Origin of the sequence: Paenibacillus sp. FSL R7-0331, from assembly GCF_000758645.1 — a bacterium.
Lineage (GTDB): Bacteria > Bacillota > Bacilli > Paenibacillales > Paenibacillaceae > Paenibacillus_AQ > Paenibacillus_AQ camerounensis.
In genome coordinates, this window is sequence record NZ_CP009284.1 from 4383700 (window position 1) to 4409324 (window position 25625).

The following is a 25625-nucleotide window of genomic DNA, read 5'->3' on the forward strand; positions in this document are numbered from 1 at the left end:
CAACCACTCCTTTTCTGTACCTCAATCATACCGGGGCCGGAGCTAACGTTCCTGCGTTTCACCTAACAATATGAACAGGCATGTGACATTATTGTCACATGCCCGTCTTCACAAAATCATTCTCCCGCGGAAAGGTCAGCGTAAACGCTGTACCTTTTCCGGGCTCCGACTCCACGCTTAGGCTGATCAGCAGCGGTTCCGCCACCTGCTTCGTAAGGTACAGGCCCATCCCCGTTGCTGCGCCCTCCAAACGGCCGAGCACTGAGGTAAACCCTTTATCAAATATACGGGGCAAATCCTTGGGACTGATTCCTTTCCCCTCGTCTCTGATTATCAGCACCACATGCCCGTCCTGCCCGCGGCTCTGTATTACAATATCCGCAGCTTCACTGTACTTCACGGCGTTAGTCAGCAGCTGCCGGAGCATGAAGCCCAGCCACTTGCCGTCTGTCAGCACCATTTCAGCCTCAAGCTCGACATCGAACCCGATGCCCTTCGGGATACACCACGTTCTAAGTCCCCGGATCTCTTTATTCAGAATTGGCCCAAGCGCTGTAAGCTCAATGAAAAGATCGTTACGCATGAACGGAATCCGCTTCTGGTGCAGCTGCTGGTCGAGCAGATGGTGAATCCGCAGCCATTCGTACATCATCTGGGTCTGCAGCGTTTCATCAGGAATGCGCTCGATCATCAGCTGCATCGCTGTGAGCGGTGTCTTCACCTCGTGAATCCAGGCCAGCAGATCGTCCTTTTCCTCCTCAAGCAGCCGGAAGTTTGCGGCCGATTCCCGCCGGTAGCGTTCAGTCTGGAGGGTTACCGCATCCTGCACGATTTGCTCAAACGGACTGTCCGCCTCCCGGAATGCCTCCAGATCATACACCTGATCCCATGCCTCCATCGTCCTGTAGAACCGGGTCTCCTTCTGATACCGGAAGAAAACAAACAGCGTGCAGAGCAGCACATTCAGCAGCACGATATAGAGCACTGGCAGGAATGGGATCGACGCATCTACAAAAGCAACGAATAGAATCAGCAGCTGCATTCCGGCCAGCAAAAGCAGCCAGCTTCTTTTTTCAGCTATGTATTTGGTAATCATAATGCCGCCTCTTCGGTAGCCATGTAGCCCTGTCCGACCCTGGTTTCAATGTAAGCATCGAGCCCGAGCGGCTCCAGCTTTTTGCGCAGCCGGTTCACATTCACGGTTAAGGTATTGTCACTTACAAAGTGCTCATTGTCCCACAGATTCTTAATCAGCTCCTCACGGTCCACAATCCGGTCCTTGTGCTCAATCAGAATTTTGAGGATGAACATTTCGTTTTTGGTCAGCAGGGCTGCGCCCTGGCTGTTGGTTACGGTGTTTTTCACAAATTCGATCGTAGCATCGCGCCATGTTCTCAGCTCAGTCCGTTCGGTGCTGTAGTTATACACCCGCCGGAGCGTAGCCTGGATTTTGGCGATCAGCACATCGAAATGGAACGGCTTCTGCATAAAATCATCGGCGCCCAGCTGCATCGACATCACCATATCACTCGGATGGTCACGCGAGGACAGGAAGATAATCGGCACATTGGAATGCGCCCGGATCATCCGGCACCAATGGAACCCGTCGAACAGCGGCAGCTGAATGTCAATAATGACCAGCTCCGGCTGAACCGCCGTGAACTCCTGCAGCACCTTGGCAAAATCGGTGACACCGAATACTTCATACGACCACTGGGATAAGCGTTCCTTAATTTCAGTAAAAAGGGTAACATCGTCTTCAATCAGCATGATTTTGAACATCTAAGCACTCCGTTTCAGGGTCTTCGTCCTATTAGAAATCGCGGTTTACAGCCATCGCTGAAAACTTTTCTTGGCAACCATGATCTGCCTCTGCTCTGCCCACTGCGTCAATTCCTTTATGTATTTATCGTCTTCATATTGGAAGCAATACTTATACGGTACCAGCAAGTTCCCCTTAGGCCTGATGCCTATGACAGGTACAAAGTAGCCTCTTACAAATACAGTCTTGATTGTGTCTGCCGGGATCATCCGGTTATTGATAACCAGACTGTCCTCATTAAGAAGGATGTCAAAGGATCTTCTGGCTGCAAAAGCGCGGTATATCAAAATGATTTCAACAATAGCAAATAGGGCAAGAATCGTCGATGCTATAAAAATGTTTTGAAAATTCCCTTGAACAATAATGAAAATCCACAGCACTACGTTTACACTTATCGCTGCCAGAAACATTTTTTCTGCGGGTGCTTTGGCCGTGCGTACTATTGGATTGTTCATGTACATCTCCCCCTGCTTTGTCATCAGTCAATCCATTGCCCACCGCTGTCATCAGACCTTCCTGCTCCAAACATTATACTATAAACTGGTAAAAAACGGTTGCTAACCTTCCCGGCCCTGCAATATCATCCAAGAACTGAGCCTACTCTTGTATTATAATTGCTTTACACTACAAAAAAAGAGGGTGAAGCTGTTGTCCCACGAGGTACGGACCGTCGTTTTTGATCAGGATTTGAAGCTGGAAGCCTACCGGTTTGAGGGGATTATGCAGAAGTTCCCTAATCATTTTCATGACTATTATGTCATTGGTTTTATCGAACAGGGTAAAAGACTGCTGCAATGCGGCAATGAGGAATACATTCTGAACAGCGGAGACCTCATTATCTTCAACCCGCAGGACCCGCACTCCTGTGAACAAGTGGACGGGCGGACGCTGGATTACCGCTGTATTAACGTTCAGCCGGAGATCATGCGCCAATATGTACGGGAGATTATAGGGAAAAGCGAATTACCTCGCTTTACACAAGCTGTATTGTTTCAGAGCGAACTGGCTGTGCCGCTACATGATCTGCACCAGATGCTCTTAGAGGAGCAGGCGGATTTTCAGAAAGAGGAGCTGCTGTTATTTTTGCTGGAGCAGCTGCTCCAGGAGTATACGGAAGAAACCGGTACAACCGATCCCGCCGGGGAGGTTACTATAGAAATCAAAACGGTCTGCCGGTACATAGAGGAGCATTACACAGACACTATTACGCTGGGTCAGCTGACGGAATTGACGGGACTTAGCAAGTATCAGCTGCTGCGAATGTTCACTAAGCAAACAGGAATCTCCCCATACCGTTACCTGGAGACCATTCGTATCAATCAGGCCAAACGGCTGCTGGAGCAGGGGACCCTGCCGATGGAGGTTGCCCTGCGGACCGGATTCAGCGACCAGAGCCATTTCAGTAACTTCTTCAAAAAACTGATCGGCTTAACACCTAAGCAATATCTGCGGATCTTCACCCGCCCGGCGGAAAAAGCAGCACTTGCGGTGACTTCATCATGAATGGTAAACGTAGCGCCACCACCGGGCATCTGCTGGCTTTTATTACGATCATCATTTGGGGGACCACCTTTATTTCGACCAAGCTGTTGCTGGCTGATTTTACACCGCTGGAAATTCTGTTCTTCCGCTTTATTCTGGGCTATGCCGTATTGTTCCTGCTTTATCCGCGGCGAATCCGGACGGGCTCTTTTAAGGAAGAGGGATTATTTATTGCGGCCGGACTCTGCGGTGTCACCCTGTATTTTCTGATCGAAAATATTGCCCTTCTCTATACATCTGCCTCTAACGTTGGTGTAATTGTGTCCATCGCCCCGTTCCTCACCGCAGTGATCGCCCATTTTGCTTTATCGGACGAACTCCTTCCCCCTGCCTTCATCACTGGATTCCTCATTGCCCTGAGCGGCATTGTCTGCATTCTGCTGAACGGAAGCCTCCAGCTACAGCTGAATCCGCTCGGTGACCTGCTGGCTCTGCTTGCTCCTGTCGTCTGGGCACTCTACTCTGTATTGATGCGCAAAATCAGCGCACTGCAGCACAATACCATCGGCGTGACCCGCAAAGTATTCTTTTATGGCCTGCTGGGCATGCTGCCGGCTTTGCTACTGTTCGATTTCCGCTTCGGTCTGGACCGGTTCCGTGATCCCTCGAATCTGGCGAATCTACTGTTCCTCGGTCTGGGAGCTTCCGCGCTGTGCTTTGTAACGTGGAACCGGGCAGTCGGTATCCTCGGAGCGGTCAGAACAAGTGTGTATATTTATCTGGTTCCAGTTATCACCGTGGCGGCAGCTGTGTTATTTTTGCAGGAACAGCTCTCCTGGGCTATTGTACTGGGTACTACACTTACTTTAACGGGTTCTGCACTCTCAGAACATAAAGCAAAAACGTTCAACGCCAAAGAAGCCGCTGTGCAAAAATAATATTGAAGTGATTTTTATCCTATGCGCTTTTTCATATATGGGTTATTTTTACATTAAGTGATAACTTAATGTTGTGCTAATGAAGCGAATATTTGATTTTCACTTTAATTTATAACGGAGGCTCAGATGAAACCTACAATTAACGAACAACTCCGGCACAACATCCGCTTCACCTACAACGAGGCGCTTGAATTTATCGTCGCAATGGGCATGGTCGCCTGCGGCGAGCAGATGGTTGCCATGGCTCAGGATTACAAGATTGAAATAGATTCGATGGCTGATGCCTTCTACGAGGATGCCAATGTTCGCCTATCGCCGCATACTTTACGCGAGCTGCAATTTTTCTTTGGCCACAATTTTCTCCATAAGACGCTGGACTTCGGTTTCTATGTGTCCATCTGCAGCAATCCCGAGCCGCAGAATGCGGAAGACTGGATTGCATCACTGGAGGCAGTACCGGCACAATGGATGCTGACAGAGATGGTATTCGGGGTTTACCACGATAAGCTGGAGGAGCTGCTGCAAGGAAGGGACTGGGAAGCATTAAAGGGTGATCTCCGCCTGCTGGCTGCATTAGTTAAGGCTACTCCTCCGCATGAGGAGGTCCTTCAAACGCAGGAACCGCTGCTTGAATGCCTGGCCCACCCCGAAGAATGCAAGATTCGGTACATGCAGCTGCTCCGCCAGTTCTACAAGGATGTATTTATCCACTGGAAAAAGCAGTTTCAGGAGCATTCTGAACAGGCCTCCGCTCATTACGAGGCGGTATTTGCTGCCAAGCCTGAGCAGTTCATCCGTGAAATCCACAAAAATGAACCCGATATTTTCACATCCGTCCCTACTGCTTTTCATGTGAGCCAAGCATCACAGGTCGGTAATCATTTCTTGAACTTCACTACGGAGGCCGGCAATGTCGGCTGGGTTATCTTCGGAATCCACAATGAGCGTGTATTCGGCCCGGCTGCGGACCGCGAACAGACTGAGCTGTTCCTGAAGGCTTTTTCGGATAAGCGGCGGCTTGATTTCGTGCTGTTGCTGAAGGAGCGCCCGCATTACGGACAGGAGATCGCCTCCGCACTCGGCATTACCCCCGCAGCCGTGAACTACCATTCCAACTTCCTGTTCTTCCTCGATCTGATCAGTGTGAAACGGGAGGATCACCGCCTATATTATCATCTGAATGCAGAGCGGTTACGGGAGCTGCTGGCCTTGACAGCAAAAATCATGCTGGATTAGGGCTGAGCTATACAGCAACCTGCAAAAAAGCGTATATCTGATCACAGGGAGGACCCACATTGAAAAGATCAGCAGCTTCCGGCACATTCATCCGCCTGGTGAAGCTTGGCAAGCCATATATCGGCTGGTACATCGCGCTCTGCCTGACCGCAGCCGTAATTTCATTGACTACTGTAGGAATCGCCGAGGCACTGCGGCGGATCATTAACGCAGCTACAGACAAGAACATGTCTAGCCTTGCTTCAAGCGCCCTATTTGCAATGGTGATCGTGTTTGCCGATGTCCTTTTTAATTTTCTCAAAAGCTACTTTTCTGCTGTGCTTGAATACAAATCTACCTCCCGGCTCCAGCTGTCCATGCTCGATAAACTGCTGAAATCGGAGATGAAAGAGCTGGACCGTTATCATTCCGCCGATCTCATCAGCCGGATACACGATTCTGCACCTGCGGCCCAGCAGGGCATTAACCTGAAAACAGTTGAATTGTTCAGCAATCTGCTGCAGGTTCTCTTTTTGCTCACCTATTTGATGTCACTCCAGTTCTCGCTCACTATGGGTACACTGCTGATCTGTGCGCTGCTCCCCCTTGTCATGCTGCCCTTTACACCACGCATCCGCTCCCTGCACCAGAAAAGACAGGAGGTCGAGGCAGCCCAGCAGATGTTTACTCAGGATACTGTGCAGGGGGCCGAGGTGGTTCGCGCTTTCTCCCTGGCACCACGCCTGCAGGAGCAATTCAGGGAACGGGTCCGGCACTATTTCCGGATTCATGTTCCGCTCTCCCGCGTCGAAGCGGCCGGTTATAATATGAACTTTACCGTTGTGCTGGGCGGACTGTTATTTCTGTTGTGCTACGGAGGATATCTCGTAATTGGCGGACGGCTGGATGTAGGGGCAGTAGCAGCCTTTCTGATCAGCTTTGAGCAGATTACGAATCCGGTATCCAGATTGTCAAATCTCTGGACTGAGCTGCAGTCTTCCCTGGCCCAGGGCAGCCGGGTATTTGAAGTGCTGGAACTGCAAAATGAGCGCCAGGAGCAGGAGACCACTCTGGATCAGGAATCTGGCAGAACTGGCTCAGCTGAAGCTGCCAATCAACAACTGATTTCTTTTAACAACGTAAGTTTCAGCTACAATGGCAATCCGGCATTAAGGAATGTACAGCTGATCATTGAACCGGGCAAAGTAACAGCCCTCGCCGGACCAAGCGGCAGCGGCAAAAGTACGCTTCTCCGCCTGCTGCTTGCAGAATATGAGCCTGATGAAGGAGTAATCCTGTGCGGAGCAGAGCCGTTAAGCAGCATACCGCCATATCTCTGGCGCAGCAGTCTGGCTTATGTCTCGCAGGAGCCTTATCTGTTCTCCGGTACTCTGTACGATAATATCGCCTGGGGCAAGCCCGGCGCTGCATATGAAGAGGTTATGCAGGCGGCGCGAAATGCCGGCATTCATGAATTTATTATGAGCACCCCGCAGCAATATGAGACCGCAGTCGGTGAACGGGGAATTACCTTGTCGGGGGGTGAGCGGCAGCGTCTGTCCATTGCCAGGGCATTCGTCCGCGGACCGGGGCTGCTGCTGCTGGATGAGCCGACGGCTGCCCTGGACAGCCACAGCGAAGAGGTTGTCCAGCAGGCACTGCAGAAGCTGATGCAGGGGCGGACCACAGTCGTTATCGCCCACCGGCTGTCTACTATCCGAAATGCCGACGCAATCTATTTTCTGGAATCAGGAGCGGTTGCAGAACAAGGTACACATCAGGAGCTGATGGCAATGGAAGGAAAATACTGCGCAATGGTGCAGACAGTCACCCGGACAGAGCAAAAGCCTGTGCCGGCTGGAGGAGAACGAATATGAAGTCAAAAGATACGCCGGTTCTGCCGCTTAGAGCCGTTCTGCGCCGGATGCTTACCTATGCTAAACCCTATCGCTTCGGGCTCGTGATTGCCATATGCCTGCTCGCTGCCAAGCTGGTAATGGATATCGGACTGGCAGCGGTGCAGCAGCTATTTATTGACACCATTAACAGCGCGGATATGAATTCGCTTGTGCGGCTGACAGCGGTTTGTGCGGCTGTCTGCGCATTCATTCTGGTCTGTCTGATGCTCCAGCATTATTACCGGTTTGTTGTCCAGAGCCGGATGTCCTGGGATCTGCGCGCAGCGCTGTTTGACCAGACCCACCGTCTGCCGTTCAAGCAGATACAGGGCATCCATTCAGGGGATTTAACCTCCCGCAATACCAAAGATGCAGAAGCGGCCATGAGTGTGGTCAGCAGCATTATTTACGATTTGGGCTATAATCTCCTGCTCTGCTTCGTTTCATTTCTGTATCTGGCTTCTATGGATGTCTGGCTCGCTCTGCTCGCCCTCGGCTCAGGTCCGGTTTCTTTTCTGTCCAGCCGCTTTTTTGACCGCAGGCTGCGGAGGTTATCCACAAGGATCTATGAAGCTGAAGCACAGCTGCGCGGTATTCTGCAGGAGACGCTGCAGGGAATGCAGATTGTCCGTGCTTTTTCGCTGGAGACTATGCTGACGTCCAAATACGCGGCTGAACGCATGAAGCTGAACCAAATGCTGCGGCAGCGGGCACTCTTAACAAATCTGCTGTGGAACAGCGCCGCTTTTATCAATAACTTCGTGATGATCATCTGTGCGGGCTTTATTGCGTACTCGGCTATAAATGGCGGGACCTCCGCAGGGGAAGTACTTGCCTTCATTATTCTGATGGGCCGGGTCCAGTGGCCGTTCGTCCATATGTCACGGACCTGGGGCGGTGTCCAGCAAGCGCTCGGTGCAGCAGACCGCGTATTCTCAATACTCGATGCGCCTTCTGAAGATAACACGCAGCATACCTGCGTTCCTACAACAGCTGATTCAGCAGATGAGGCCGCTGCGCTTTCCATTCAAGGCCTGGAATACAGCCACTCCACGGGTCCTGATAATGACGCTGCCTTGTTCTCTAATTTAAATATGAGTATCCGCCATGGCGAAACAGTTGCTCTGGTCGGACCAAGCGGCTCCGGCAAAACGACTCTTATGCGGCTATGCTGCGGCTTATTCCAGCCTGATGCAGGACACATTTCAGTGTACGGCAGGTGTGCAGCCGGGGGACTCCCGGAAATGCGCAGCCAGATCACCTATGTGCCTCAGACCCCCTACTTATTCTCAGGGACCATCAGCGACAATATCGCGTTCGGCAGTGATGCAGCCGGCGAAGAGGAGATTCAGGAGGCCGCCAGGCTTGCAGGCGCTGATGAATTTATTCTGAAGCTGCCGGAAGGATTCAATACAGTAATCGGTGAACGTGGCGCGGGCTTATCCGGAGGACAACGCCAGCGTATCGCCATAGCCAGAGCTTTTTTGCGGAATGCTCCTATATTACTGCTGGATGAGGCCACTTCAGCTCTGGATAATGAGTCCGAGCAGCTCGTCCAGCAGTCCCTTGATCTGCTGATGAAGGACCGCACCACTCTGGTAATTGCCCACCGGCTGTCTACTGTACGGGACGCTTCCAGAATTATTGTGCTGGATAAGGGTGCTGTTGCTGAGGAGGGAACACATGATAGTCTGCTAAGCAGGAACGGGCTATATGCGGAGCTGTACAACCTGCAGTTTAGAGAGCCGGATTACTGCTCATAAATCAGCTGCCTCAGCTGCTCATGAAATTCTGTCTGAATCTCGTAGCCCTGGCTGCTGTCTTCCGTGTCTACCAGCAGCCCGCGAATTGCTTCATCCTTCACGTTGGCGATATTCAGCACATACACCTTCTCTCCAGTCTCTGAATAAGAGACATACATCAGAAAAGAGGTCATGTAATTTAACATCCCGTGCATCTTGCTGGCCTTGTTAACCGCATTCATAAACACACTAATTTCATCCGGTTCTGTAAAAATCTTTTCAGTAAAAAATCCTGCCGGCACCTGTCCGCCTTTGCATAAATCCTTACACTCCAGCCGGATGCTGGTGACTTCGTTCTCCTTCGGCTTACTGCAACCGATAACCGAAATCACCAGCAGACAGGCCAGCAGCAGCATCCATATCCTCAACCCGGCTCCTCCTCATAGATCAGCTCTCTGAGCGCATCATGATTCTCCGCTGGAATCGAATACCCCTGGCCGCTGTTCTCCATATTAACTAACAATCCTTTGGTACCTTCCCCCTTGGAATCAGAGATATTTAATACATATTTCTTTGTCCTGCCATTCTTATAATTCACATCCATCCGGAAAGAAGCGCCGTAATCCAGTTCCCCCTTCATCCGTTTAGCCTTATTTATAGCCGTTACGAACACCTTAATTTCCTGCGGCTCTGTGAAGGTCCTTTCTGCAAAAAGCCCGGCGGGTATCTGCCCGTTATCACATAAATCCGCACACTCCAGCCGGATGCCGGCAATTTCGCTTACTTTCAGCTTGCTGTAGCTCATAACTCCGATAGCCAGCAGACAAATTACGAGCAGCGGAATCCACTTTTTCATATCAGCCCCTCCTTCTATCTGCGTGAAGCAGTCCCTTTCCATATATTTCTATATAAACATATAAAAAGCCTGCAAACCTAATCTCCTTGTCCGGGATTAAGTCTGCAGGCTGTATCTACTCGATCATACGCAGTGTAGAGTTATTATTTCACTTCAGTTGTTCCAGTCACTTTGCCTTCCATCACTGCTGTTGCTTGTACATCAGCACTTGCGAAGTACAGGTTACCGTCAATTGTAGCGTCTTTGTACAGGTTGAAGCCGTTAGCTTCTACATATACATCACCTTTGATTGTACCGCCTTGTACTCTAAAGTTTTCACTTTGAACTGTTACTTTAGGTGCAGTCAGTGTGTAAGTAGCCGTTACATTATGGTCAGCATCCTGTGCATACAGGGCGAGCTTACGGTAGATAGCATTTTCGGCAACGCCTTTATCATGGAACTCACCGGCTACAACAACATCCTGGTCAACAGTAAGATCATTCAGGATTGCGACAATCCAGTTACCTTCTGCACTGACAGCTTTCAGGAATGGATCCTGTTCTTTCACAATGGAAGCAGTGGATACAGCATCGGTCGTTGCAGCAGCAGTTGCAGTGGCAGCCGCTTCATTTCCGGCAGTATCATTATTCGAACCGCAACCTGACAGCAAAGCAGCAGCAACACCGGCAACCAGTAACGTTTTTACAAATTTCATCTCAAATCCCCCAATTTACTTAATTTGATTTCTCTTTAATAACCATATTATATATTAAAATTTGAAAATTATCACGTGAACTTTTTCACAAATTTGTGTCTGTTTCTATTTTTACAGATAATACTGTGCTAATCGCTTAGGAATTTCGCTTTTCCGGCTTTAGGCTGGTACACTGTTAACAGATTTGTACCTCTATACAATGTTTTTATGCTATAACCCGGCATATGAAAGGACTGTAACCGATGGAACTATCCAAACTGTCTGCAGCGATCGCGCCGTATCCGTTACGCAGCTGCCTGATCAGCCGCGAAGGCCGGCTATTCTTTGAATATTATAGAGAACCTGACATAGCAGGCGAGCTGGCCAAAATTAATTCCTGCACCAAAAGCATTCTATCTGCTCTAGTCTGTATTGCGATGGATAAAGGCTTGCTTCCTCAGCCCGATACGCTTCTGGCTGATTATTATCCTCAGCTCCGCCAGGACCCTGATCCGCGCAAGGCGGAAATTACACTGGAGCATCTGCTGACCATGTCGGCCGGCTTTAACTGGACTGAGTTCGGCGGACAGAACTCCTTCCCCCGAATGACGCGTTCTGAAAACTGGATAGACTTTGTGCTGGAGCAACGTCTGGCCCATAATCCCGGTGAACATATGGAATATAATTCCGGCGTGTCGCAGCTTCTTGCAGCTCTTTTGGTTCAGGGTACAGGAATGCCGGTTGCCCGGTTCGCTGAGGAAGAGCTGTTCGGTCCGCTGGGCATAGAACAATATGAATGGGAGCAGGACCCGCAGGGTATTCATACCGGCGGCTTCGGCCTGCGTCTGCGCCCGGTGCATCTCCTGAATTTTGGTCAGCTCTATCTGCAGCGCGGTCAATGGGGCCGCCGGCAGTTAATTACTCCGGAGCTGATTAACCGGTCTACGCAAACTGCCATTACAGCAGAAGCCCCCCGCCAAGGCGGTTACGCCTGGCATTGGTGGACAGACAGCTATGCTCCTCCTGATAAGGAGTCTCCGGAAACAGCATTCCGTTATTATAACGCCCGGGGCTACGGAGGCCAGTTTGTTTATGTTGTGCCTGAGCTTGAGACTGTTGTCGTCTTAACGCAGGATCATCGCGGGAAGCAGAAGCCGCCGGCAGATGTCTTCCGTGAATCCGTCGCACCGTTGCTTGCAAAAGCCCGTATCTAAGCTTCGTAATTTACAAACAGCTGCAAAACACATAAATCCCCGACTACCTTATCAACCTAGGTATCGGGGACTTATGGGTTTATTCCAATATTCAATTCAATCATTTCCTCCAGCCACAATCCATATCCCTGACATGGTAATTGTTCTTTCAAATTCGGTGTTTCCCGTTCGCTCCTAAAAAGGAGTAATGCCCCATGTCCTGCATATGGGATGAGTTCCCCACGTACACGATTACACGAAAAACGTTTTCACGGACGTTTTCCCTACTGTGTCAACCGTAATTGTACGCTTCGCTAACCTGCTTCAACGGAATCACGCTCCTTCGATTGCAAGATGTGTCTTGCCTGAATAGCTTGTCCCTGATTCATGGTTTCTTTGGGAATCTCTCCTTCCTTGAAATACTCACCATCAGTAAGCTTAAACGATAGCCGCTTAGCGGTTATCAATGCAGTTACTTGTTGGTGATGTCACTATAGTAGCGCATATCCGATAAATTTTAAACTGTCATAATTTTTCGTATTTTATCGTATTCCCCGGAAATTCTCAAGTGGTGTAAATCTAGGCGCTTCTAGCCTACAATTCCTTTATTTTTTGCGGTTTTACGTAGAATTTACACTTTTACAATGATTAAGCCGTTTGGTTATACGTTGTACAATCAAACGGCTATAACTCCTTACGGGGCGTTTAACCCGTTCCGGCCTATGCGCTCAGCCGGTTCTCCGGTGCTGTAACGGGCTTTTTGCGGCGCCGCAGGTTGTTGATAAGATAAATGCCGTACAGCAGATACAATACATTCATAATTACAATAGCTATCAGTTCTTTGTCAGGATTCTGAGCGGTCATGAATGCAAGCGCATCGTAGACAAAATGAAAAAGAATCAGCGGAATAATGTTTCTGGTTGTCTCAATCAGCAGAGCGAGAATTAATCCGATCAGGAAGGCATTCACAACCTGGAGCACGACACTTAAAGCGTCCTTTCCGTTCAGCGCATTCACCATATGTAAGATTCCAAAGAAAACCGAGGAGAAAACAATATAAAAAACGGGTCCCTTAACCTTCAGCTTATCCCGAATAATGCCTCTGAAGACAGTCTCCTCTGAAAAACCGACAAACAGTGTAAATACTACGAACAATATAACTTCAGCGGCTGTCAGCTGAACATTGAAGCCGCCAATGAGAGGCTGAACCAAGGCGATGATTAGAAGTGGTATGTAATAGAGCGCATCTTTTGATTCTACTGCTGTAATCGGCTTGAAACCATACCGGGCCCATGTGCGTCCGCCCCTTGTCATATACACAGCTACAATTACAGCCATCACTGCAAATCCAGTTCCTTGGGCGATAATCATCCCATTGTCGCTTAATTCCATAATACTCGCTACGGCCGAAGCAGCTGAAACCAAAAATGTCAGCAAAATACCCAGCAGCAGCGAGAAAATAATCGGGTGATCCTTTTTAATGCTCTTTGTCATATTACGTCTCCTTAATCCTGTATAGTCTCCCCTGTCAGGGCAATAACGGATTAATTGTAATACACGGCAGGTTAACATTCCACATTTTTCTAATTCATCTTCTTATTTTCTATATGTAATTGATTAACATATCGAGCGGACCTTCGTCCCATACCTGAACCTCTATGTATCTCTCCGGCCCGTTAACACCGTCCTTATTCCAGACCTGCGGGAGGCCGTACTTCTGAATTAACGTTACAATCTCACTAGAGGTGTATACTTTTCCGCGGTATTCCCTGCCGTCCTGTACTTTAGGGCTAAACGTCGGAAACAGGTCCCCATAGGAAAAAGAAAGCGTATCCGTATCAAAGCCTGAAATGGGCATATGCACAGCCTCTCCCTCGGCATACCAGGATTTCAGCCACTCACACTCTCCTATGACCATATAGTGCGGGGCTGTCCGGACCGGCTTTCCGCCTTTTGCAATAAACAGTGCCCGGGCCAGCTGTTCGAGCTCTCTTCTTCTTTGCAGGTATCCGTCAGGCCGGTGTGCAGCCATTGTCTTCTTTTTCTGCCTGATTGCAGCGAGCACCTCCTCCGCCTCAGCTGCCGGCAGATCCGACAGATTTCGAAACGGTCCCAGCGCTTTCTCGTAATAATGATACAGTATCACGGCCATCTGCCGCCTCCCTCCAATTGTCAAAAACCCAGCCTATGGCTGAGTCTTTAACAAATCGTATTTATAGATCCGCCCGTCTTGAACGGCCTGGTTCTTGAACTGCAGCACATTCCCTTCACGCTTAATATACTCCAGCCGGTCCCCGTAAAACGGGATGTCATTCGTCTCAGCATATACCTGCTGCTCAGCATCGAGCAATTCTTTATACAGCAAGGTTTGAGCCCCGGTCTTGCGGTCAATCAGCATCAGCAGGCCTTTCTGGTTGGGGCGGATCAGCAGGAAATCATCATCTATTCCCTCGACCAGGTATTTATCGTCTATCCCGCCAAGCTTGACCAGATTGAGCGTCTCTTTTACCTTCCCCGTTCCATCCTCAATCACACGCAAACTCTTTCCATCCGTCAAAATCAGATTATCACCGTACAGCTTCACATTGTCCCCGTAACGGATCCAATACCCTACGCTTGCCTGCCGGATTACTATACCCTCCTTAATGATCAGCGTGTACCACTTGTTGTTGATATGCGGCTCGCCATAGACATCCGTAATCGTAAGATAGATTAGGCCTTTTGCCGTTTTCCGGAAATCAAAGCTGATCATGTCGTACAGCTCAGAGCCCAGGTTTGCAATCAGCCGGGGCTGCCCGGCCGGACTCTGCGCGTACAGTTTTCCAGTCTGCTTATCAACGGTATAGGTTATTCCGCCATAAACGGCACTGCTGCTTGAAAAGGATTGAAAATTTTTCGCGGTATACACACGGGTTTTGGCGTTCCAGCCTACCGTCTCCCCTCCTAATGCCTGCACGATAAAGCGGGCCGGAAGATACAGCTCATCCTTATACATAAAGGGCTTGCCGCCAAGGCTGACAGCCTGTCCGTCCAGCTTCCCTGTTTTACTTGCTGTTGTGACCGTCACTGATTTCTTCCATCCGGTATAAGTATATACAGTGCCGCTGCGCGAACTGCTCTTCGAAGCCTTCAGACCGGCCGACTCCAGCATACCGGCGCTTGCATAGACCGTTCCGTCCTTAAGCAGTGCCGGATTTGTAGATTGGGCTCCATTGTTCCAGATCACGACGAAATAAGCGGTTGAAGCTGCGGAGGATATTGCCGGAAAGCCTATTAATAAGAATACTAACATGGGTAGAAGCAGCCAGCTCTTTTTCATAATAAATCTCCTTTTCCTTAATTTTCAAATTAACTCAATATATTGGACGTCTGGAGCCGTTAAAAGTTGCAGTTCAGTTCTGTTAACATCAGGAGACTTTATATTTAGTCCAATTGAACTAGCTTACCATAACTTCCAGTGGGAAAAGCCCCATTCACATGATATAATCCCTTAAGGTTTATGCGAAATAAACCCATTAAGAAAATGGGTTTGCAGGAGGAGCAGTCACTATGAAAAGTCATATTAAAATTGTGAAAGTCTCCGCCGCGGTAGAAAAAGACGCCTTTGACGTCACTGTAAGCCATTGGAAACTTCTGCTTGAGACCAACCGTTATTATGAAATCAAGGCAGAGGATGGTCCGGTTAAACGGATTTATAAAGAGAAGCTCAATACTGTAGTGGATGAGACGAAGTCGTACAGCGCCGGACAATTGTCCTGCTCAGCTTTTTGCGCGGAAGACCGGATAAATGAAATGCAGATAGAAATCCTCCGTAACCTGCAGCTCAAAATCAATCATTACATGCATGAGCTGAATCTGAATATGAAGGCGATTCAACGGCAGAGCATCTGCCCGGAACATACAAAAAAGCGGGATTAGCTGCATGTGAATCCAAGCACAAAGAGCCGCAGATAGCAGACTTTATAGTCCTGCAGTCCCGGCTCTTCGCATTTTCCCGCTATTACAGCAGTCCCGCGTTTTTCACAGCATGCTCCCAGCTTGGAAAATAGTACAGGGCACTCCGCATTAATTCCGGATCATGCTGCTTAACCTGCTTCTTGTTGATGCTTCCCCCGCCCGTCTGGAGCTGCTTGATCCGGCTGATGACCTCATCTGATCCCATTGTAATATCCAAATTTGCCACTCCCTTCTTCATGATTTCTCCTATTTTTAACCAAGACCAGCCGTTATATACCCTATTAAAAAATAAAAAGAGTGTTCCTCAGCCGTTGTGCGGCTGCCTGGAACACTCTTTGTTAAACGCTGCCCTGCTGTTACTTCCTGCTTCTCTGCCACCCGTATATCTGTACATGAACGATTCCTTTGGTCACCATATTGGCGATGATATAGAGAATCAGGAACACCAGCACCAGCGGCCTGAACACAACCCAGGCAATAATCCAGAGCGTCAGTATCTGCCAGCGCTTCAGTCTGCGGAAATATTTGGTCGGCCACAAAAAAACAGCCAGCAGCTTATGGGTCTGCTGCAATGACTCCAGGAACTCATCCCGCAGCTGCTTGTCATCCGGATCGAGCCTGACCGCATTTCTCATGTACGTCTCTTTCAGCTTATAATCCCCGCGGTGGCCCGCCGCCCAGCCCAGATAGAGCAGAACGTATTCGTTCTCTACACCGGTCTGAACCGCCTGCCGGTCCAGGCTGACCGACTCAGCCATGTTGCCCAGCAGGGCTTCTGTATAGCTTAACGTAGCCAGATAGACAGCATTCTCCGGGCTCAGCTCCAGCGCCTGCAGCAGCTGCTCCCTGGCGTCCTTGTATTTCGCCCGTTTGTTCAGCAGATTGGCCTTGATAAAATAGTAATGGGGCTCATAGGGATCAACCCGCATGGCTTCCGGTAAAACCTCGTCCAGTGCTTTATAATTGCGTATATCATAATAGATACATATCTGCACGAACCAGGCCAGCTGCTGCTCAGGATCGCGGCGCAGCGCTTCGCCTGTCCAGTGCTGTGCTTGTTCGTAGTTCTCCTGCAGAATATAGATATGGGCAATGATTGCAAAAACATCCGGGTCCTCCGGGTCCTCACGCAGCACCTGCTCCGCTTCAACCAGGGCCTCCTTGTACCTCTTCATTTCCATAAGCTCATGTACAGCTGCCAATCCGTAGCCGCTGGATTCATACCCCATATTCAGGACCTCCTGTCCCGCCCGTGCTATTTAATTCCGTGCTTTTTGGCATAGTCCAGAACCACCTGGTAGTCCCGGTTCACATCGCTGAATGTGGCGTAGTTCCGCGCGGTGGCGAACCATTCCAGCGTCGTCGCTTTGCGGTCCTTCGCCGCCTGCCGCAGGTCATTGCCTGTAATCGGCTGAATCTCCCCTGTTGCAAAGGTCCGCTCCATGGCAGATTCTACAGCATCGCTGACCACCTGCTCCAGATCAGCCCCGGAGAAAAACTTCGTCTCCCCGGCAAGCTTGGACAGATTAACCGGCTCCTGCGGCTTGCCGGCCAGCTTCAGGCCGAGAATCGTCTCACGCTCCGCTTCCTCAGGCGGCGGAACAAACACCAGATGGTTGAAGCGGCCGGGACGGCGGAGGGCTGAATCCAGATACCATGGCGTATTGGTCGCACCGATTACAAATACCTGATCGTTCTCCGCCTGCAGCCCGTCCAGCTCCAGCAGCAGCTGATTAACCAGCATCCGGTCATGGTGCTGGCGCATCTGATGCCGGCTGCCGCCCATGGCGTCCAGCTCATCGATGAAGATGACGCAAGGCTTATTTTCCCGTGCTTTGGCGAAAATGTTATGCAGATTGTTTTCGCTCTGCCCCACATACATGGCCAGAATCGCCTGCAGCTCAATATGCATAAAGTTGGCTTCAATCTCCCCCGCTACGGCGCGTGCCAGGAAGGTCTTGCCACAGCCTGGAGGTCCGTACAGCAGCAGGCTGCCGCCCGCCTCTTTGCCGTATGCGGCAAACAGCTCCGGCTGCTGCAGCGGCAGGATGAAGTTCATCCGGATTTTCTTTTTGACATCCTCAAGGCCCCCGACATCGGCAAAGGTCTCTTTGGGCTTATCTGATTCAATGAGTGCATCATCCTCTTTGCTGAATTGAATGAGTTTCAGGTTTTTACGTCTTTTCTCGGCCAGCTCATCATGTTCATCCGCCATATGCATTTCACCCCTATCATTATTGAGATAAGTTTACCATATTTCGGTGCAGGGATAGTCCTCCGTTTGGAGAATATTAACAGAGTAATGAGCAATTGCATATCCGCTTACCGCGGACACTCAGGAGGGAATATAATGGCTAATTTATTTGGCGGTCTACTTGGCAACTACTCAGAGGTAACCATTCCGGAGCTGATGAACCAGTACGGGATTTATCTGATGCCTGACGAGCAGATCCGCACCGGCTTCAAGCTTGTCCGTGATGCATTCATTATTACAGATGAGCGTCTGATTCTAATTGATCATCAGGGGGTGACCGGCAAGAAAACGCGCGTCGCGTCCATTCATCTCGGCTCCATTTATGAAGTAACCATGGAGACCGGCGGCACCGGTTTTGACGACTGCGAGATCAACCTACACTATATTACCTCTCCATATCATAAATCTAACAATCTGCAGACCGCTGCCTATAAATTTGAATTCGCCAAAAAATTCAATGTACAGCCGCTCTACACTGCACTTATAAGCATTGCCCATGAGAACCATAAGCGTTTGAACGGCTGATTTATTTAAAAGAAAGCTAAAAACCTCTCTTATATTCAAATGGCTTGCAGTCCAAGCTCCATTTGATTAAGAGAGGTTTTTTGCCCATAGATTCAGCTGCAATCAGACCTGTCCGGCCAGCTCCAGGCTGAGAGCCCTACTGCTTCTCCAGCGCAAACCGCAGCAGACGGCTGAGTGCTGCCGGAAGAACGCTGACATGGTTCTCTCCGGCGAAATTCACAAGAGAGGCCTCCAGCCCGTGTGCGGCAAGCCGCTCCAGCCGTTCATACACGTTGCCGGCATCCTCGACCATATGCTCAAGCTCCTCAGCACCGATCGTAATCAGCAGCCGTCGCTGCAGCTCTAGCGAAGGATACCCGGCAGCGAATGCATCCAGCTCCTTCAGAACCTTATAATCCCCCCACCAGGAGGAAGGGCTGCCGGCTGCATAGTGGCTGAACAGCGCAGGTCTGGTGAACAGGGCGTGCAACACAAGCAGCCCGCCGAGAGAATGGCCGAATATCGCCTGCCGCTTGCGGTCCACCGGAAACCGTCCGGCAATCAGCGGCATGATCTCCTGCTCCAGCAGCTCCAGGAAGCTGTCGGCACCGCCGTGCTCCGGCCAGTCTGTGCCGTCCGGACGCTGCGGCAAAGTATCTGCCGGTACCGGCATCGTGAAATCATAGCAGCGCCGGGTCATATCAAACGGCTCGCCGGAAGGGTAGCCGACCGCGACAATCAGCACAGGGTCATATCCGTGCGGCTTACGTGTCTGCAGCCGTGCCGCTTCTGCCAGGGTATGAAAAACAGCATGTCCGTCCAAGGCATAAATAACCGGATACCCCTCCGGCGGCGCTTCACCGGCGGGATGCGCCAGCAGCAGCCGGTATTCCGCCTTAAACGGACCGGCTGTCATTCTGATTTCCTCACAGCCTTGGTGCGGATAGGTTAGTTCCTTCACACTGCTCATGGTGCGATGAGCTCCAGCACATCGTCGATAACATTGCTGTAGGCAACCACGCCTCCGCCAAGCCAAAAGCGGTCATCTACATTGTATACATGTCCGGCCTGGGCGGCAGGGACGCTTTTCCAGAGGGAGCTTTCAGTCAGCTCATTATAGAAGGTCTCACCGCTGTTGGCTGTGTCATTAGCCAGGAAGATGTAATCAGCATCAATCTGCGGCAGCAGCTCAAGCGACAGCTCCAGGCTGTTTTCGGCTGCGACCAGCTCACTTTTGGCAATGCCCAGCTGATCCGCCAGCACGAATCCGCCATACACACTGCCCATCAGGAACATGCCTCTTGCATTGAAGCGGATAATTAACGCCTTTTTGCCGTCCATATGCGGTGCCAGCTCCGCTTTGGCAGCTTCAACCTTCTGATGATAGGCTGCCAGCCCATCCGCTGCTGCCTCTTGCTTCCCGATCAGCTCACCGAGGATTGTTACTGAGCTGTCGAGATCACCAGCCGCCTGTTTGAATACATAGACCGGGGCGATCTTAGAGTACTGCTCGTATACCCCGTTCTCCGCATAATTGGCGTTGTGCAGCACAATCAGATCCGGCTGCAGATCCATAACGACCTCCGGTGAAGGCAGTCCGCTGTTAAAGTCAAGCAGCGGCACGCCGGCAAGCTTGTCCTGCAGATAAGCCTGGCCTTGCCCGTTGTTCGCCCACTGGGCCACCGGTTTAACACCCAGCACTACTAACGAATCTTCCAGATATGGGGCGAATATCCGCTGCGGCGCCGCTTCCAGCGTCAGCTCATGGCCCAGCTCATCTGTGACCGTAAGCGGATAAGCTGTTTCCGCTGCCTCTGTAGCAGCCGGTTCAGCAGTCGGTTCAGCGGAAGGCTGAGCGCTTGCGGCGGCAGCTGCAGAGGCTGCATTGTCCGCTCCTACATTTGCTGAATCCTGACTGCACCCGCTCAGAAGCGCAGCGGCAAGCAGCAGGCTGAGTGAAGCCGGAAGCAGTGCTTTTTTTATTTTGCCTGCTGTAATGATCTTGTCTTGCATAATGGATCTCCCCCTAATGATAATCGTTCTCATTAATGGAGATTATAAAGGATATGCATCCGGGTAACCATGGACTCCTGCCTTCTGCAGGCTTGGACTATTTCCCGTAAACATCAGGAGTGTCTCCTCCAGCATCCGGTCTACCGCCACTGCAGAATATTCAAACCACGGATCGGAGGGCAGCACATACACATGCCTGTTGCTTACGGCCTGGAGGCTGCGCCAGCTCTCGTTATGCTGCAGGGACAGCCAGCTCATGCGTGTCGGGGAATCCGGGCAGATCAGCAGCAGGAGCCGCTGCGGGTCCAGAGCGTGCAGTTCACTGAATGAGACAGGTTCATTATAAATAGCGGCGGAATGGGTATACGCCGGACATAAACCAAGCTGCTCATACAGCACATCTCTAATCCCCCTATTACAGTAGGCATACAGCTGGTCTCCGCTGAGACGAAGCACTGTCACTTTGTCTTTACCAACAGCCGCTGAGACCTGCTCTTTAACCAGACCCGCCTTCCGCTCGTAGAGCTCAAGCCACTGTCTGCACTGCTGTTCCCTGTCCAGAAATTCCGCCAGTTTTTGCAGCTGTTCATCCCAGCGCTCCTCCTCCCGGACAATATACAGGGTCTGGGCATTACGCTGCAGGGATTCCTGCCATTCCTCAGCCATTCCGGCGTGTCCGATAACCGCATCCGGCCGGGATCGGATCAGCTTGTCAACCTCCGTCTCCCGGTCGAGCAGATCTACTCTGAGATGCAGCTCAATAAGTGAATAGTACTTATTGTAATAGTAATGTGTCCATTTCGCATCGAGCGGTGCGGCTGCAGGAATGATATCCAGAGCCAGCAGCTGGCCTGTAGCCGCAGCAGAGCAGGCCGCAATCCGCCGCTTCTGCCGCCGGGCGAAGGCGGACGGCGGCATCCCGATTTCTTTTTTAAATTTCCGGCTGAAATAGAACTCATCGCTGTACCCGACCTTCTGGGCTATTTCCCGCAGCAGATAACCGGATTCCTGCAAATATTGCTTCGCTCTGCTGATCCGCAGATCGGTTAAATAATCTATTGCACTCTGCCCGTATGTTTTTTTGAACAGCTCACCGAAATATTTCGGCCTGAGGCCGGCCATGCCGGCCAGCTGGTCAATCGACAGAGGCTCATGAAAATGGCCGGCCATAAAAGCCCGGATACTGTCAAGACCAGTCCGTTCACCAGTCTCTGCATCTCTTATATCCAGCGGTTGCACCCGCTTCATCGGAATCCCTCCATATCAAAACACAGCGCTCATATTTGTGATAATGATAATCATTATCTTGAAATTAATCAACAAAAAGAGCGCACCATGGCGCCCCTCTCCTTACTTGATATGAACGTCTACCGTCTATTACAGGCTCGGACCGATGCTGCCGGCATCGGTCCGGAGCACAAAGAAGATTTCCTGCTGCGCTCCCCCGCTCAGCCCGCTCAGGCGGAAGCCGCGGACGGTCGCACCGGGTTCATAATCTGCCGTGTTTGAGCTTAAGAAAGCAGCGGGATTCATTCCCAGCTCGAAAGATCCCGACCCTTCGCTAATCATGACCGTCTCAGGCCCGTTATCAGGCATTTTGTATTTATAGCTGCCGTCCGGCAGCAGGATTACATCTGTCAGCTCATAATGAGCGCGGTTCTCTTCACCCAGATGAATCTCAACAGTCTCCCCAAGCCGGATATACGGGATATCCGCTTCTTCGATCTGCTCCATAAGAACCCGGTATTGTGCCTGCCTGTCCTCCTGATCAGATTCTCCGTCATCTGCCGTGCGGACCGTTGCCGGAATTTCTGAACCGTCCGCAAGCACTGTAACAGGAGGCCGTTCCGTATTCTCTCCGCCGCTCCAAGCGCTGCAGGAAGTTAGCAGAAACAGCAGCAGCATATTCAATGTCATCAGTCTCCCGGACATTCCGTTTCCTCCCGCCTGTTCATTTGCTTCTTCTGTTCAAGCGTTAAGCGCCATACGCCAGGCGATAATAAGGTAACGTCACCACCGGGCGGAAGCCCAGCTTGTGCGCAAGACGGTAAGATCCGGTATTCTCCAGCCGGCAGGCCCAGACCGGTTCCAGGCCTTGGCTGAGACAGTAATCAATCAGCGCCAGACTGACTGCAAAAGCGTAGCCTTTCCCCCGGTGATCCTGCATCGTCTCAATTCCAATCTCCAGCTGGTTGCCATAAAGGCAGGAAGAGAACGCCGCAGCGGCTATTCCGCCATCCTCGAGCAGTACGAACCCAGCGCCTTCAGCTGTAAAATGTTCAGCATCCCTCCAAAAATAACGGGGCACTACGCCTTGCTCCAGCGCCGTAAAATGCTCTGCGTTCAAACGGATAATCCGCGTGTCCGGCCTGCCGGCCTTATCTTTCGCAGCTGCAAAGGCAGACTGGTCCAGCGCAAAGTTGACTCTAGTATCCTGCTGAATAACTCTTGAGCCAGCCTGCCCCTGCAATCCGGCATCAAGGCCCGCCGCACTATTATGGGAGGCTACTACGTCATCAATGATATCCGCCCATTCTCCGGACGGATCAGCCTGCAGCCACTCCGCCATCTGTCTTGTTCCGTTCTTGTCGGTTATGTAGTCACTAACCCCCCGGGTGAACCCATGGTTACCGGTCCCTCCGAACACAAGCGACATCCCGTAAGGATGAACGATATAATAAGCACCCGGAACGTCAGCATTATCTGTAAAAACCCTGCCGGTAACCGTCTGCTCCAGCACTGCCCTCGCAAATAAAGTATTGATCTCTATTGAATCCAGCAGCGGAAGGACAAGCGCATATTTTCCCGTATCCAGTTCAATCATTGCTTTACCTCATCTCCGCGCTTCAATTGCTGATAGAGCCATCTGAAATTCCAGCCGAACACGTGGGACATTTCCCAATCTGCAAAAGGTACAGGTATACCCTGCTCAAGCCAATAAGCTTCCGGTTCACCGCTTGCTGCCGCCTGCTGCGCATATTCCGGGATTGCTCTCAGGTATCGGGTCATCTCTTCAAGACTGCTGCGGTCAGCGACTTCTCCATGTCCGGGAATCAGCTTGCTGAATTTAAGCTCACGTTCAATCTGCTCAATAATCCTCAGCCAATTCTCCAGGCTTCCGTTCAGCATAGCCGGATGTGTCCGGCTGAGCACCAGATCACCGGCGATTAATACGCCTGCATCCTCTACGTACACCATAGCATCACTTTCTGTATGTCCGCCGCCAAAGGTTAACACGCCAACGGAGCGCGTACTGCCATAAATCATCATTTTATCGGAAAAGGTTAATGACGCCGTTACCCTGCGGATATCCGGAACAGCCTTCAGCAGAGCTGCTTTATCCGCAATTTCATTGGCAAAGGCCGTTTGAAGCCTGTTATCCTGTGCGGCCTGTCTGCCTTGTTCCAAGGCAGTCATTACCTGCTGTAATCCGTCCTGCCAGGCTTCCGCAGTTGGAGCAGCTTCTTTGGTGAGGTAATCACGGGTTATACCTGTCGTTATAATCTGACTGTCCTTAAAAACCTGGTTCCCGTAATGATGATCCCCGTGATAGTGGGTGTTTATAACGTATTGTACCGGTTTTCCGGTCAGTTTCTCAGCCGCCTGCTTCAAAAGCTCCGCCGCCTGCGGAAGACTGAAGGTATCCACAACTACTGTGCTGTCTCCCAGATCAATTATCGCCGCATTTCCTAATGCACCGCTGCCCGGGACAACAATTGCCGCCCAGACTCCGTCTGCCACTGTATGCAAATTAAAAAAATCATTCATGTTCAGCCCCCCTTAGTTATTAATCAGCACTTTTTCATCCTTCTATATATTCGGCTTCAAGGGAATTTTTTCCTTTCTCAAAAACCTGTTGACTTCCTGCTGATTATAAGTTAGCGTTCTCACATAATAGTTTAGACCGAAAGGAACGTACTCATGATTATTCCAACGCCGGAAGTCGATTTTACAGCCTCACCTTTTTATAATCCTACTCTGAAAAATGTCGTTATTCTCGCAACCGGAGGAACGATTGCCGGCAGTGGCGAAGCGCATAAAACCTTAAACTACGAGCCCGGTGCCCTGCCGGTTCAGGATCTGCTGGACAGCGTGCCCCACCTGGAGCGTGTAGCCAACTGCATTGGTATCCAGGTGAGCAATCTGGGCAGTGCAGACATCACCAGCCAGCACTGGCTCACGCTTGCCTCCATTATTAACACGTTAGCGCAGCGGGAGGATATTCACGGCTTTGTCATTACTCATGGAACGGATACGCTCGATGAAACCTCCTACTTTCTCAATCTTGTCATCAAAACCGGCAAGCCGGTCATTATCACCGGTTCCATGCGGCCTGCAACAGCCATTAGCCCGGACGGTCCGCTGAATCTGTTCCAGTCGGTGGCTCTTGCTGCTAATCCGGAGGCGGCCGGCCAGGGGGTTATGGTTGTGTTTGCGGAAGGTATCTATAGCGGGCGCGATGTCCAGAAGGTGAATACTTTTAAGGCTAATGCTTTTGATGAGCGGGATTTCGGCTGCCTGGGGTATATGCGTGACAGTGAGGCTTTTTTCTATACACGTTCCCTGAAAAAGCACACCACCGCCGCCCAGTTCGACGTCTCTACGCTCAGCGGCCTGCCAGAGGTGTCCGTCGCCTATTTCCATGTGGATGCCGATCCCGGCATACTTGATTACCTGTCCACCATTTCCAAAGGGATTGTCATTGCCGGAGCAGGCGGGGGCATCTACAGCAAGCCTTGGATCGATAAGGTCGGCGAGCTGAAGAATAACAATATTCCGGTAGTCCGGTGCTCACGGATTGCCAGCGGCATAACCCTTAAGGATACCTATATTGACCTTTCCGCCAATTCGATTCCCTGCAACAGCCTGGTTCCGCAAAAAGCACGAATACTCCTCTCTCTGGCCCTGACCCAGACGACGCAGTATGATGATATTGCCGAAATGTTTAATGTGTATTAAAAATACAGCCTCCCGCAGGATTTGACGGGCGGCTGTATTTTTTTGCGGCACTCAGCTGAGTTATGCACCGGCCGGGGATTATCCGCCACAGAATCAGCAGCACAGCAAGCCCTCCGGC

General features: G+C 50.8%; 27 protein-coding genes. 9 read left to right on the forward strand and 18 right to left on the reverse strand.

Translation table 11 applies throughout. The annotated features are described in order from the left end of the window. Nucleotides 1-94: 94 nt before the first annotated feature. Genes R70331_RS18810 through R70331_RS18820 form a run of 3 tightly spaced genes read right to left on the reverse strand, consistent with a single transcriptional unit; the run spans nt 95 to nt 2277 of the window. On the reverse strand, nt 95-1096 hold the full coding sequence (locus tag R70331_RS18810) for a sensor histidine kinase (protein ID WP_042177877.1): 1002 nt from the start codon (nt 1094-1096) through the stop codon (nt 95-97). Continuing rightward, the gene (locus R70331_RS18815) at nt 1093-1782 is read right to left on the reverse strand and encodes a response regulator transcription factor (RefSeq protein WP_042177880.1); all 690 of its coding nucleotides are present in this window, start codon (nt 1780-1782) and stop codon (nt 1093-1095) included. The genes R70331_RS18810 and R70331_RS18815 overlap by 4 nt, the downstream gene beginning before the upstream one ends. A gap of 45 nt (nt 1783-1827) precedes the next feature. Next, nucleotides 1828-2277, reverse strand: coding sequence for a hypothetical protein (locus R70331_RS18820; protein WP_042177883.1), 450 nt, complete (start codon nt 2275-2277; stop codon nt 1828-1830). A gap of 193 nt (nt 2278-2470) precedes the next feature. On the opposite strand from R70331_RS18820, the gene R70331_RS18825 reads away from it, so the two are divergent. The 5 genes from R70331_RS18825 to R70331_RS18845 all read left to right on the forward strand — a co-directional run bounded on the left by R70331_RS18825 (nt 2471) and on the right by R70331_RS18845 (nt 9118). Continuing rightward, nucleotides 2471-3325 carry an AraC family ligand binding domain-containing protein gene (locus R70331_RS18825; RefSeq protein ID WP_042177886.1) on the forward strand — a complete coding sequence of 285 codons (855 nt, stop codon included), beginning with the start codon at nt 2471-2473 and terminating at the stop codon, nt 3323-3325. Then, a complete protein-coding gene (locus R70331_RS18830) occupies nt 3322-4242 on the forward strand; it encodes a DMT family transporter (protein WP_042177889.1) in 921 nt (306 codons plus the stop codon). The genes R70331_RS18825 and R70331_RS18830 overlap by 4 nt, the downstream gene beginning before the upstream one ends. Before the next feature lie 126 nt (nt 4243-4368). After that, nucleotides 4369-5478, forward strand: coding sequence for an ArsR/SmtB family transcription factor (locus R70331_RS18835; RefSeq protein WP_042177892.1), 1110 nt, complete (start codon nt 4369-4371; stop codon nt 5476-5478). Between the two features lie 59 nt (nt 5479-5537). Next, on the forward strand, nt 5538-7334 hold the full coding sequence (locus R70331_RS18840) for an ABC transporter ATP-binding protein (protein ID WP_042177894.1): 1797 nt from the start codon (nt 5538-5540) through the stop codon (nt 7332-7334). After that, nucleotides 7331-9118 (forward strand): ABC transporter ATP-binding protein, encoded by a 1788-nt coding sequence (locus R70331_RS18845; protein WP_042177897.1) that lies wholly within the window; start codon nt 7331-7333, stop codon nt 9116-9118. Before R70331_RS18840 ends, R70331_RS18845 begins: the two co-directional genes overlap by 4 nt. Here the strand turns inward: R70331_RS18845 and R70331_RS18850 are convergent. The 3 genes from R70331_RS18850 to R70331_RS18860 form a co-directional block, all read right to left on the reverse strand. Further along, on the reverse strand, nt 9106-9525 hold the full coding sequence (locus R70331_RS18850) for a hypothetical protein (protein ID WP_042177899.1): 420 nt from the start codon (nt 9523-9525) through the stop codon (nt 9106-9108). The genes R70331_RS18845 and R70331_RS18850 overlap by 13 nt on opposite strands. Then, on the reverse strand, nt 9522-9953 hold the full coding sequence (locus tag R70331_RS18855) for a YhfM domain-containing protein (RefSeq protein WP_042177900.1): 432 nt from the start codon (nt 9951-9953) through the stop codon (nt 9522-9524). Before R70331_RS18855 ends, R70331_RS18850 begins: the two co-directional genes overlap by 4 nt. Nucleotides 9954-10096: 143 nt before the next feature. After that, complete coding sequence (locus R70331_RS18860) at nt 10097-10648, reverse strand: polymer-forming cytoskeletal protein (RefSeq protein WP_042177902.1); 552 nt, start codon at nt 10646-10648, stop codon at nt 10097-10099. 242 nt (nt 10649-10890) lie between these two features. Here R70331_RS18860 and R70331_RS18865 point away from each other — a divergent pair, with 242 nt between their 5' ends. Continuing rightward, a complete protein-coding gene (locus R70331_RS18865) occupies nt 10891-11841 on the forward strand; it encodes a serine hydrolase domain-containing protein (RefSeq protein ID WP_042177903.1) in 951 nt (316 codons plus the stop codon). A gap of 699 nt (nt 11842-12540) precedes the next feature. Here the strand turns inward: R70331_RS18865 and R70331_RS18870 are convergent. The 3 genes from R70331_RS18870 to R70331_RS18880 form a co-directional block, all read right to left on the reverse strand. Further along, nucleotides 12541-13314 (reverse strand): CPBP family intramembrane glutamic endopeptidase, encoded by a 774-nt coding sequence (locus R70331_RS18870; RefSeq protein ID WP_042177906.1) that lies wholly within the window; start codon nt 13312-13314, stop codon nt 12541-12543. Nucleotides 13315-13423: 109 nt separating this feature from the next. Then, on the reverse strand, nt 13424-13972 hold the full coding sequence (locus tag R70331_RS18875) for a hypothetical protein (RefSeq protein ID WP_042177908.1): 549 nt from the start codon (nt 13970-13972) through the stop codon (nt 13424-13426). 33 nt (nt 13973-14005) lie between these two features. Then, a complete protein-coding gene (locus R70331_RS18880) occupies nt 14006-15139 on the reverse strand; it encodes a stalk domain-containing protein (protein ID WP_052419117.1) in 1134 nt (377 codons plus the stop codon). Nucleotides 15140-15369: 230 nt separating this feature from the next. Between R70331_RS18880 and R70331_RS18885 the strand changes: the two genes are divergently transcribed. Continuing rightward, on the forward strand, nt 15370-15738 hold the full coding sequence (locus tag R70331_RS18885) for a hypothetical protein (protein ID WP_052419118.1): 369 nt from the start codon (nt 15370-15372) through the stop codon (nt 15736-15738). An 82-nt stretch (nt 15739-15820) separates the two neighbouring features. Here the strand turns inward: R70331_RS18885 and R70331_RS18890 are convergent, their stop codons facing one another. The 3 genes from R70331_RS18890 to R70331_RS18900 form a co-directional block, all read right to left on the reverse strand. After that, the gene (locus R70331_RS18890; protein WP_042177910.1) at nt 15821-16015 is read right to left on the reverse strand and encodes a hypothetical protein; all 195 of its coding nucleotides are present in this window, start codon (nt 16013-16015) and stop codon (nt 15821-15823) included. Nucleotides 16016-16133: 118 nt separating this feature from the next. After that, a complete protein-coding gene (locus R70331_RS18895) occupies nt 16134-17006 on the reverse strand; it encodes a tetratricopeptide repeat protein (protein ID WP_042177912.1) in 873 nt (290 codons plus the stop codon). 26 nt (nt 17007-17032) lie between these two features. Further along, nucleotides 17033-17992 carry an ATP-binding protein gene (locus tag R70331_RS18900; protein WP_042177914.1) on the reverse strand — a complete coding sequence of 320 codons (960 nt, stop codon included), beginning with the start codon at nt 17990-17992 and terminating at the stop codon, nt 17033-17035. Between the two features lie 135 nt (nt 17993-18127). Here R70331_RS18900 and R70331_RS18905 point away from each other — a divergent pair, with 135 nt between their 5' ends. Continuing rightward, nucleotides 18128-18556: a PH domain-containing protein gene (locus tag R70331_RS18905; RefSeq protein ID WP_042177917.1), complete on the forward strand. Its 429-nt coding sequence runs from the start codon at nt 18128-18130 to the stop codon at nt 18554-18556. A 136-nt stretch (nt 18557-18692) separates the two neighbouring features. Here R70331_RS18905 and R70331_RS18910 read toward each other — a convergent pair whose 3' ends face one another. The 6 genes from R70331_RS18910 to R70331_RS18935 all read right to left on the reverse strand — a co-directional run bounded on the left by R70331_RS18910 (nt 18693) and on the right by R70331_RS18935 (nt 24316). Continuing rightward, entirely contained in the window at nt 18693-19505 is an 813-nt protein-coding gene (locus R70331_RS18910; RefSeq protein ID WP_042177920.1) for an alpha/beta hydrolase, read from the reverse strand. Beyond that, complete coding sequence (locus R70331_RS18915) at nt 19502-20548, reverse strand: ABC transporter substrate-binding protein (protein WP_042177923.1); 1047 nt, start codon at nt 20546-20548, stop codon at nt 19502-19504. Before R70331_RS18915 ends, R70331_RS18910 begins: the two co-directional genes overlap by 4 nt. Before the next feature lie 42 nt (nt 20549-20590). Then, on the reverse strand, nt 20591-21796 hold the full coding sequence (locus R70331_RS18920) for an ABC transporter substrate-binding protein (protein ID WP_042177926.1): 1206 nt from the start codon (nt 21794-21796) through the stop codon (nt 20591-20593). Nucleotides 21797-21925: 129 nt separating this feature from the next. After that, on the reverse strand, nt 21926-22480 hold the full coding sequence (locus R70331_RS18925) for a hypothetical protein (RefSeq protein ID WP_042177929.1): 555 nt from the start codon (nt 22478-22480) through the stop codon (nt 21926-21928). 43 nt (nt 22481-22523) lie between these two features. Then, on the reverse strand, nt 22524-23372 hold the full coding sequence (locus tag R70331_RS18930; RefSeq protein ID WP_042177932.1) for a GNAT family N-acetyltransferase: 849 nt from the start codon (nt 23370-23372) through the stop codon (nt 22524-22526). Continuing rightward, the gene (locus R70331_RS18935; protein ID WP_052419119.1) at nt 23369-24316 is read right to left on the reverse strand and encodes an MBL fold metallo-hydrolase; all 948 of its coding nucleotides are present in this window, start codon (nt 24314-24316) and stop codon (nt 23369-23371) included. The genes R70331_RS18930 and R70331_RS18935 overlap by 4 nt, the downstream gene beginning before the upstream one ends. 153 nt (nt 24317-24469) lie before the next feature. Between R70331_RS18935 and R70331_RS18940 the strand changes: the two genes are divergently transcribed. Beyond that, the gene (locus R70331_RS18940) at nt 24470-25507 is read left to right on the forward strand and encodes an asparaginase (RefSeq protein WP_042177935.1); all 1038 of its coding nucleotides are present in this window, start codon (nt 24470-24472) and stop codon (nt 25505-25507) included. Nucleotides 25508-25625: the final 118 nt, after the last annotated feature.

What these genes read in the sequence shown, in the direction of transcription:
- R70331_RS18815 (WP_042177880.1), bottom strand. Translation starts at nt 1,782, where the DNA reads ATGTTCAAAATCATGCTGATTGAAGACGATGTTACCCTTTTTACTGAA.
- R70331_RS18900 (WP_042177914.1), bottom strand. Translation starts at nt 17,992, where the DNA reads ATGGCGGATGAACATGATGAGCTGGCCGAGAAAAGACGTAAAAACCTG.
- R70331_RS18870 (WP_042177906.1), bottom strand. Translation starts at nt 13,314, where the DNA reads ATGACAAAGAGCATTAAAAAGGATCACCCGATTATTTTCTCGCTGCTG.
- R70331_RS18835 (WP_042177892.1), top strand. Translation starts at nt 4,369, where the DNA reads ATGAAACCTACAATTAACGAACAACTCCGGCACAACATCCGCTTCACC.
- R70331_RS18925 (WP_042177929.1), bottom strand. Translation starts at nt 22,480, where the DNA reads ATGTCCGGGAGACTGATGACATTGAATATGCTGCTGCTGTTTCTGCTA.
- R70331_RS18860 (WP_042177902.1), bottom strand. Translation starts at nt 10,648, where the DNA reads ATGAAATTTGTAAAAACGTTACTGGTTGCCGGTGTTGCTGCTGCTTTG.
- R70331_RS18845 (WP_042177897.1), top strand. Translation starts at nt 7,331, where the DNA reads ATGAAGTCAAAAGATACGCCGGTTCTGCCGCTTAGAGCCGTTCTGCGC.
- R70331_RS18920 (WP_042177926.1), bottom strand. Translation starts at nt 21,796, where the DNA reads ATGAAGCGGGTGCAACCGCTGGATATAAGAGATGCAGAGACTGGTGAA.
- R70331_RS18810 (WP_042177877.1), bottom strand. Translation starts at nt 1,096, where the DNA reads ATGATTACCAAATACATAGCTGAAAAAAGAAGCTGGCTGCTTTTGCTG.
- R70331_RS18885 (WP_052419118.1), top strand. Translation starts at nt 15,370, where the DNA reads ATGAAAAGTCATATTAAAATTGTGAAAGTCTCCGCCGCGGTAGAAAAA.
- R70331_RS18940 (WP_042177935.1), top strand. Translation starts at nt 24,470, where the DNA reads ATGATTATTCCAACGCCGGAAGTCGATTTTACAGCCTCACCTTTTTAT.
- R70331_RS18865 (WP_042177903.1), top strand. Translation starts at nt 10,891, where the DNA reads ATGGAACTATCCAAACTGTCTGCAGCGATCGCGCCGTATCCGTTACGC.
- R70331_RS18855 (WP_042177900.1), bottom strand. Translation starts at nt 9,953, where the DNA reads ATGAAAAAGTGGATTCCGCTGCTCGTAATTTGTCTGCTGGCTATCGGA.
- R70331_RS18905 (WP_042177917.1), top strand. Translation starts at nt 18,128, where the DNA reads ATGGCTAATTTATTTGGCGGTCTACTTGGCAACTACTCAGAGGTAACC.
- R70331_RS18910 (WP_042177920.1), bottom strand. Translation starts at nt 19,505, where the DNA reads ATGAGCAGTGTGAAGGAACTAACCTATCCGCACCAAGGCTGTGAGGAA.
- R70331_RS18895 (WP_042177912.1), bottom strand. Translation starts at nt 17,006, where the DNA reads ATGGGGTATGAATCCAGCGGCTACGGATTGGCAGCTGTACATGAGCTT.
- R70331_RS18880 (WP_052419117.1), bottom strand. Translation starts at nt 15,139, where the DNA reads ATGAAAAAGAGCTGGCTGCTTCTACCCATGTTAGTATTCTTATTAATA.
- R70331_RS18875 (WP_042177908.1), bottom strand. Translation starts at nt 13,972, where the DNA reads ATGGCCGTGATACTGTATCATTATTACGAGAAAGCGCTGGGACCGTTT.
- R70331_RS18820 (WP_042177883.1), bottom strand. Translation starts at nt 2,277, where the DNA reads ATGAACAATCCAATAGTACGCACGGCCAAAGCACCCGCAGAAAAAATG.
- R70331_RS18930 (WP_042177932.1), bottom strand. Translation starts at nt 23,372, where the DNA reads ATGATTGAACTGGATACGGGAAAATATGCGCTTGTCCTTCCGCTGCTG.
- R70331_RS18890 (WP_042177910.1), bottom strand. Translation starts at nt 16,015, where the DNA reads ATGAAGAAGGGAGTGGCAAATTTGGATATTACAATGGGATCAGATGAG.
- R70331_RS18915 (WP_042177923.1), bottom strand. Translation starts at nt 20,548, where the DNA reads ATGCAAGACAAGATCATTACAGCAGGCAAAATAAAAAAAGCACTGCTT.
- R70331_RS18830 (WP_042177889.1), top strand. Translation starts at nt 3,322, where the DNA reads ATGAATGGTAAACGTAGCGCCACCACCGGGCATCTGCTGGCTTTTATT.
- R70331_RS18935 (WP_052419119.1), bottom strand. Translation starts at nt 24,316, where the DNA reads ATGAATGATTTTTTTAATTTGCATACAGTGGCAGACGGAGTCTGGGCG.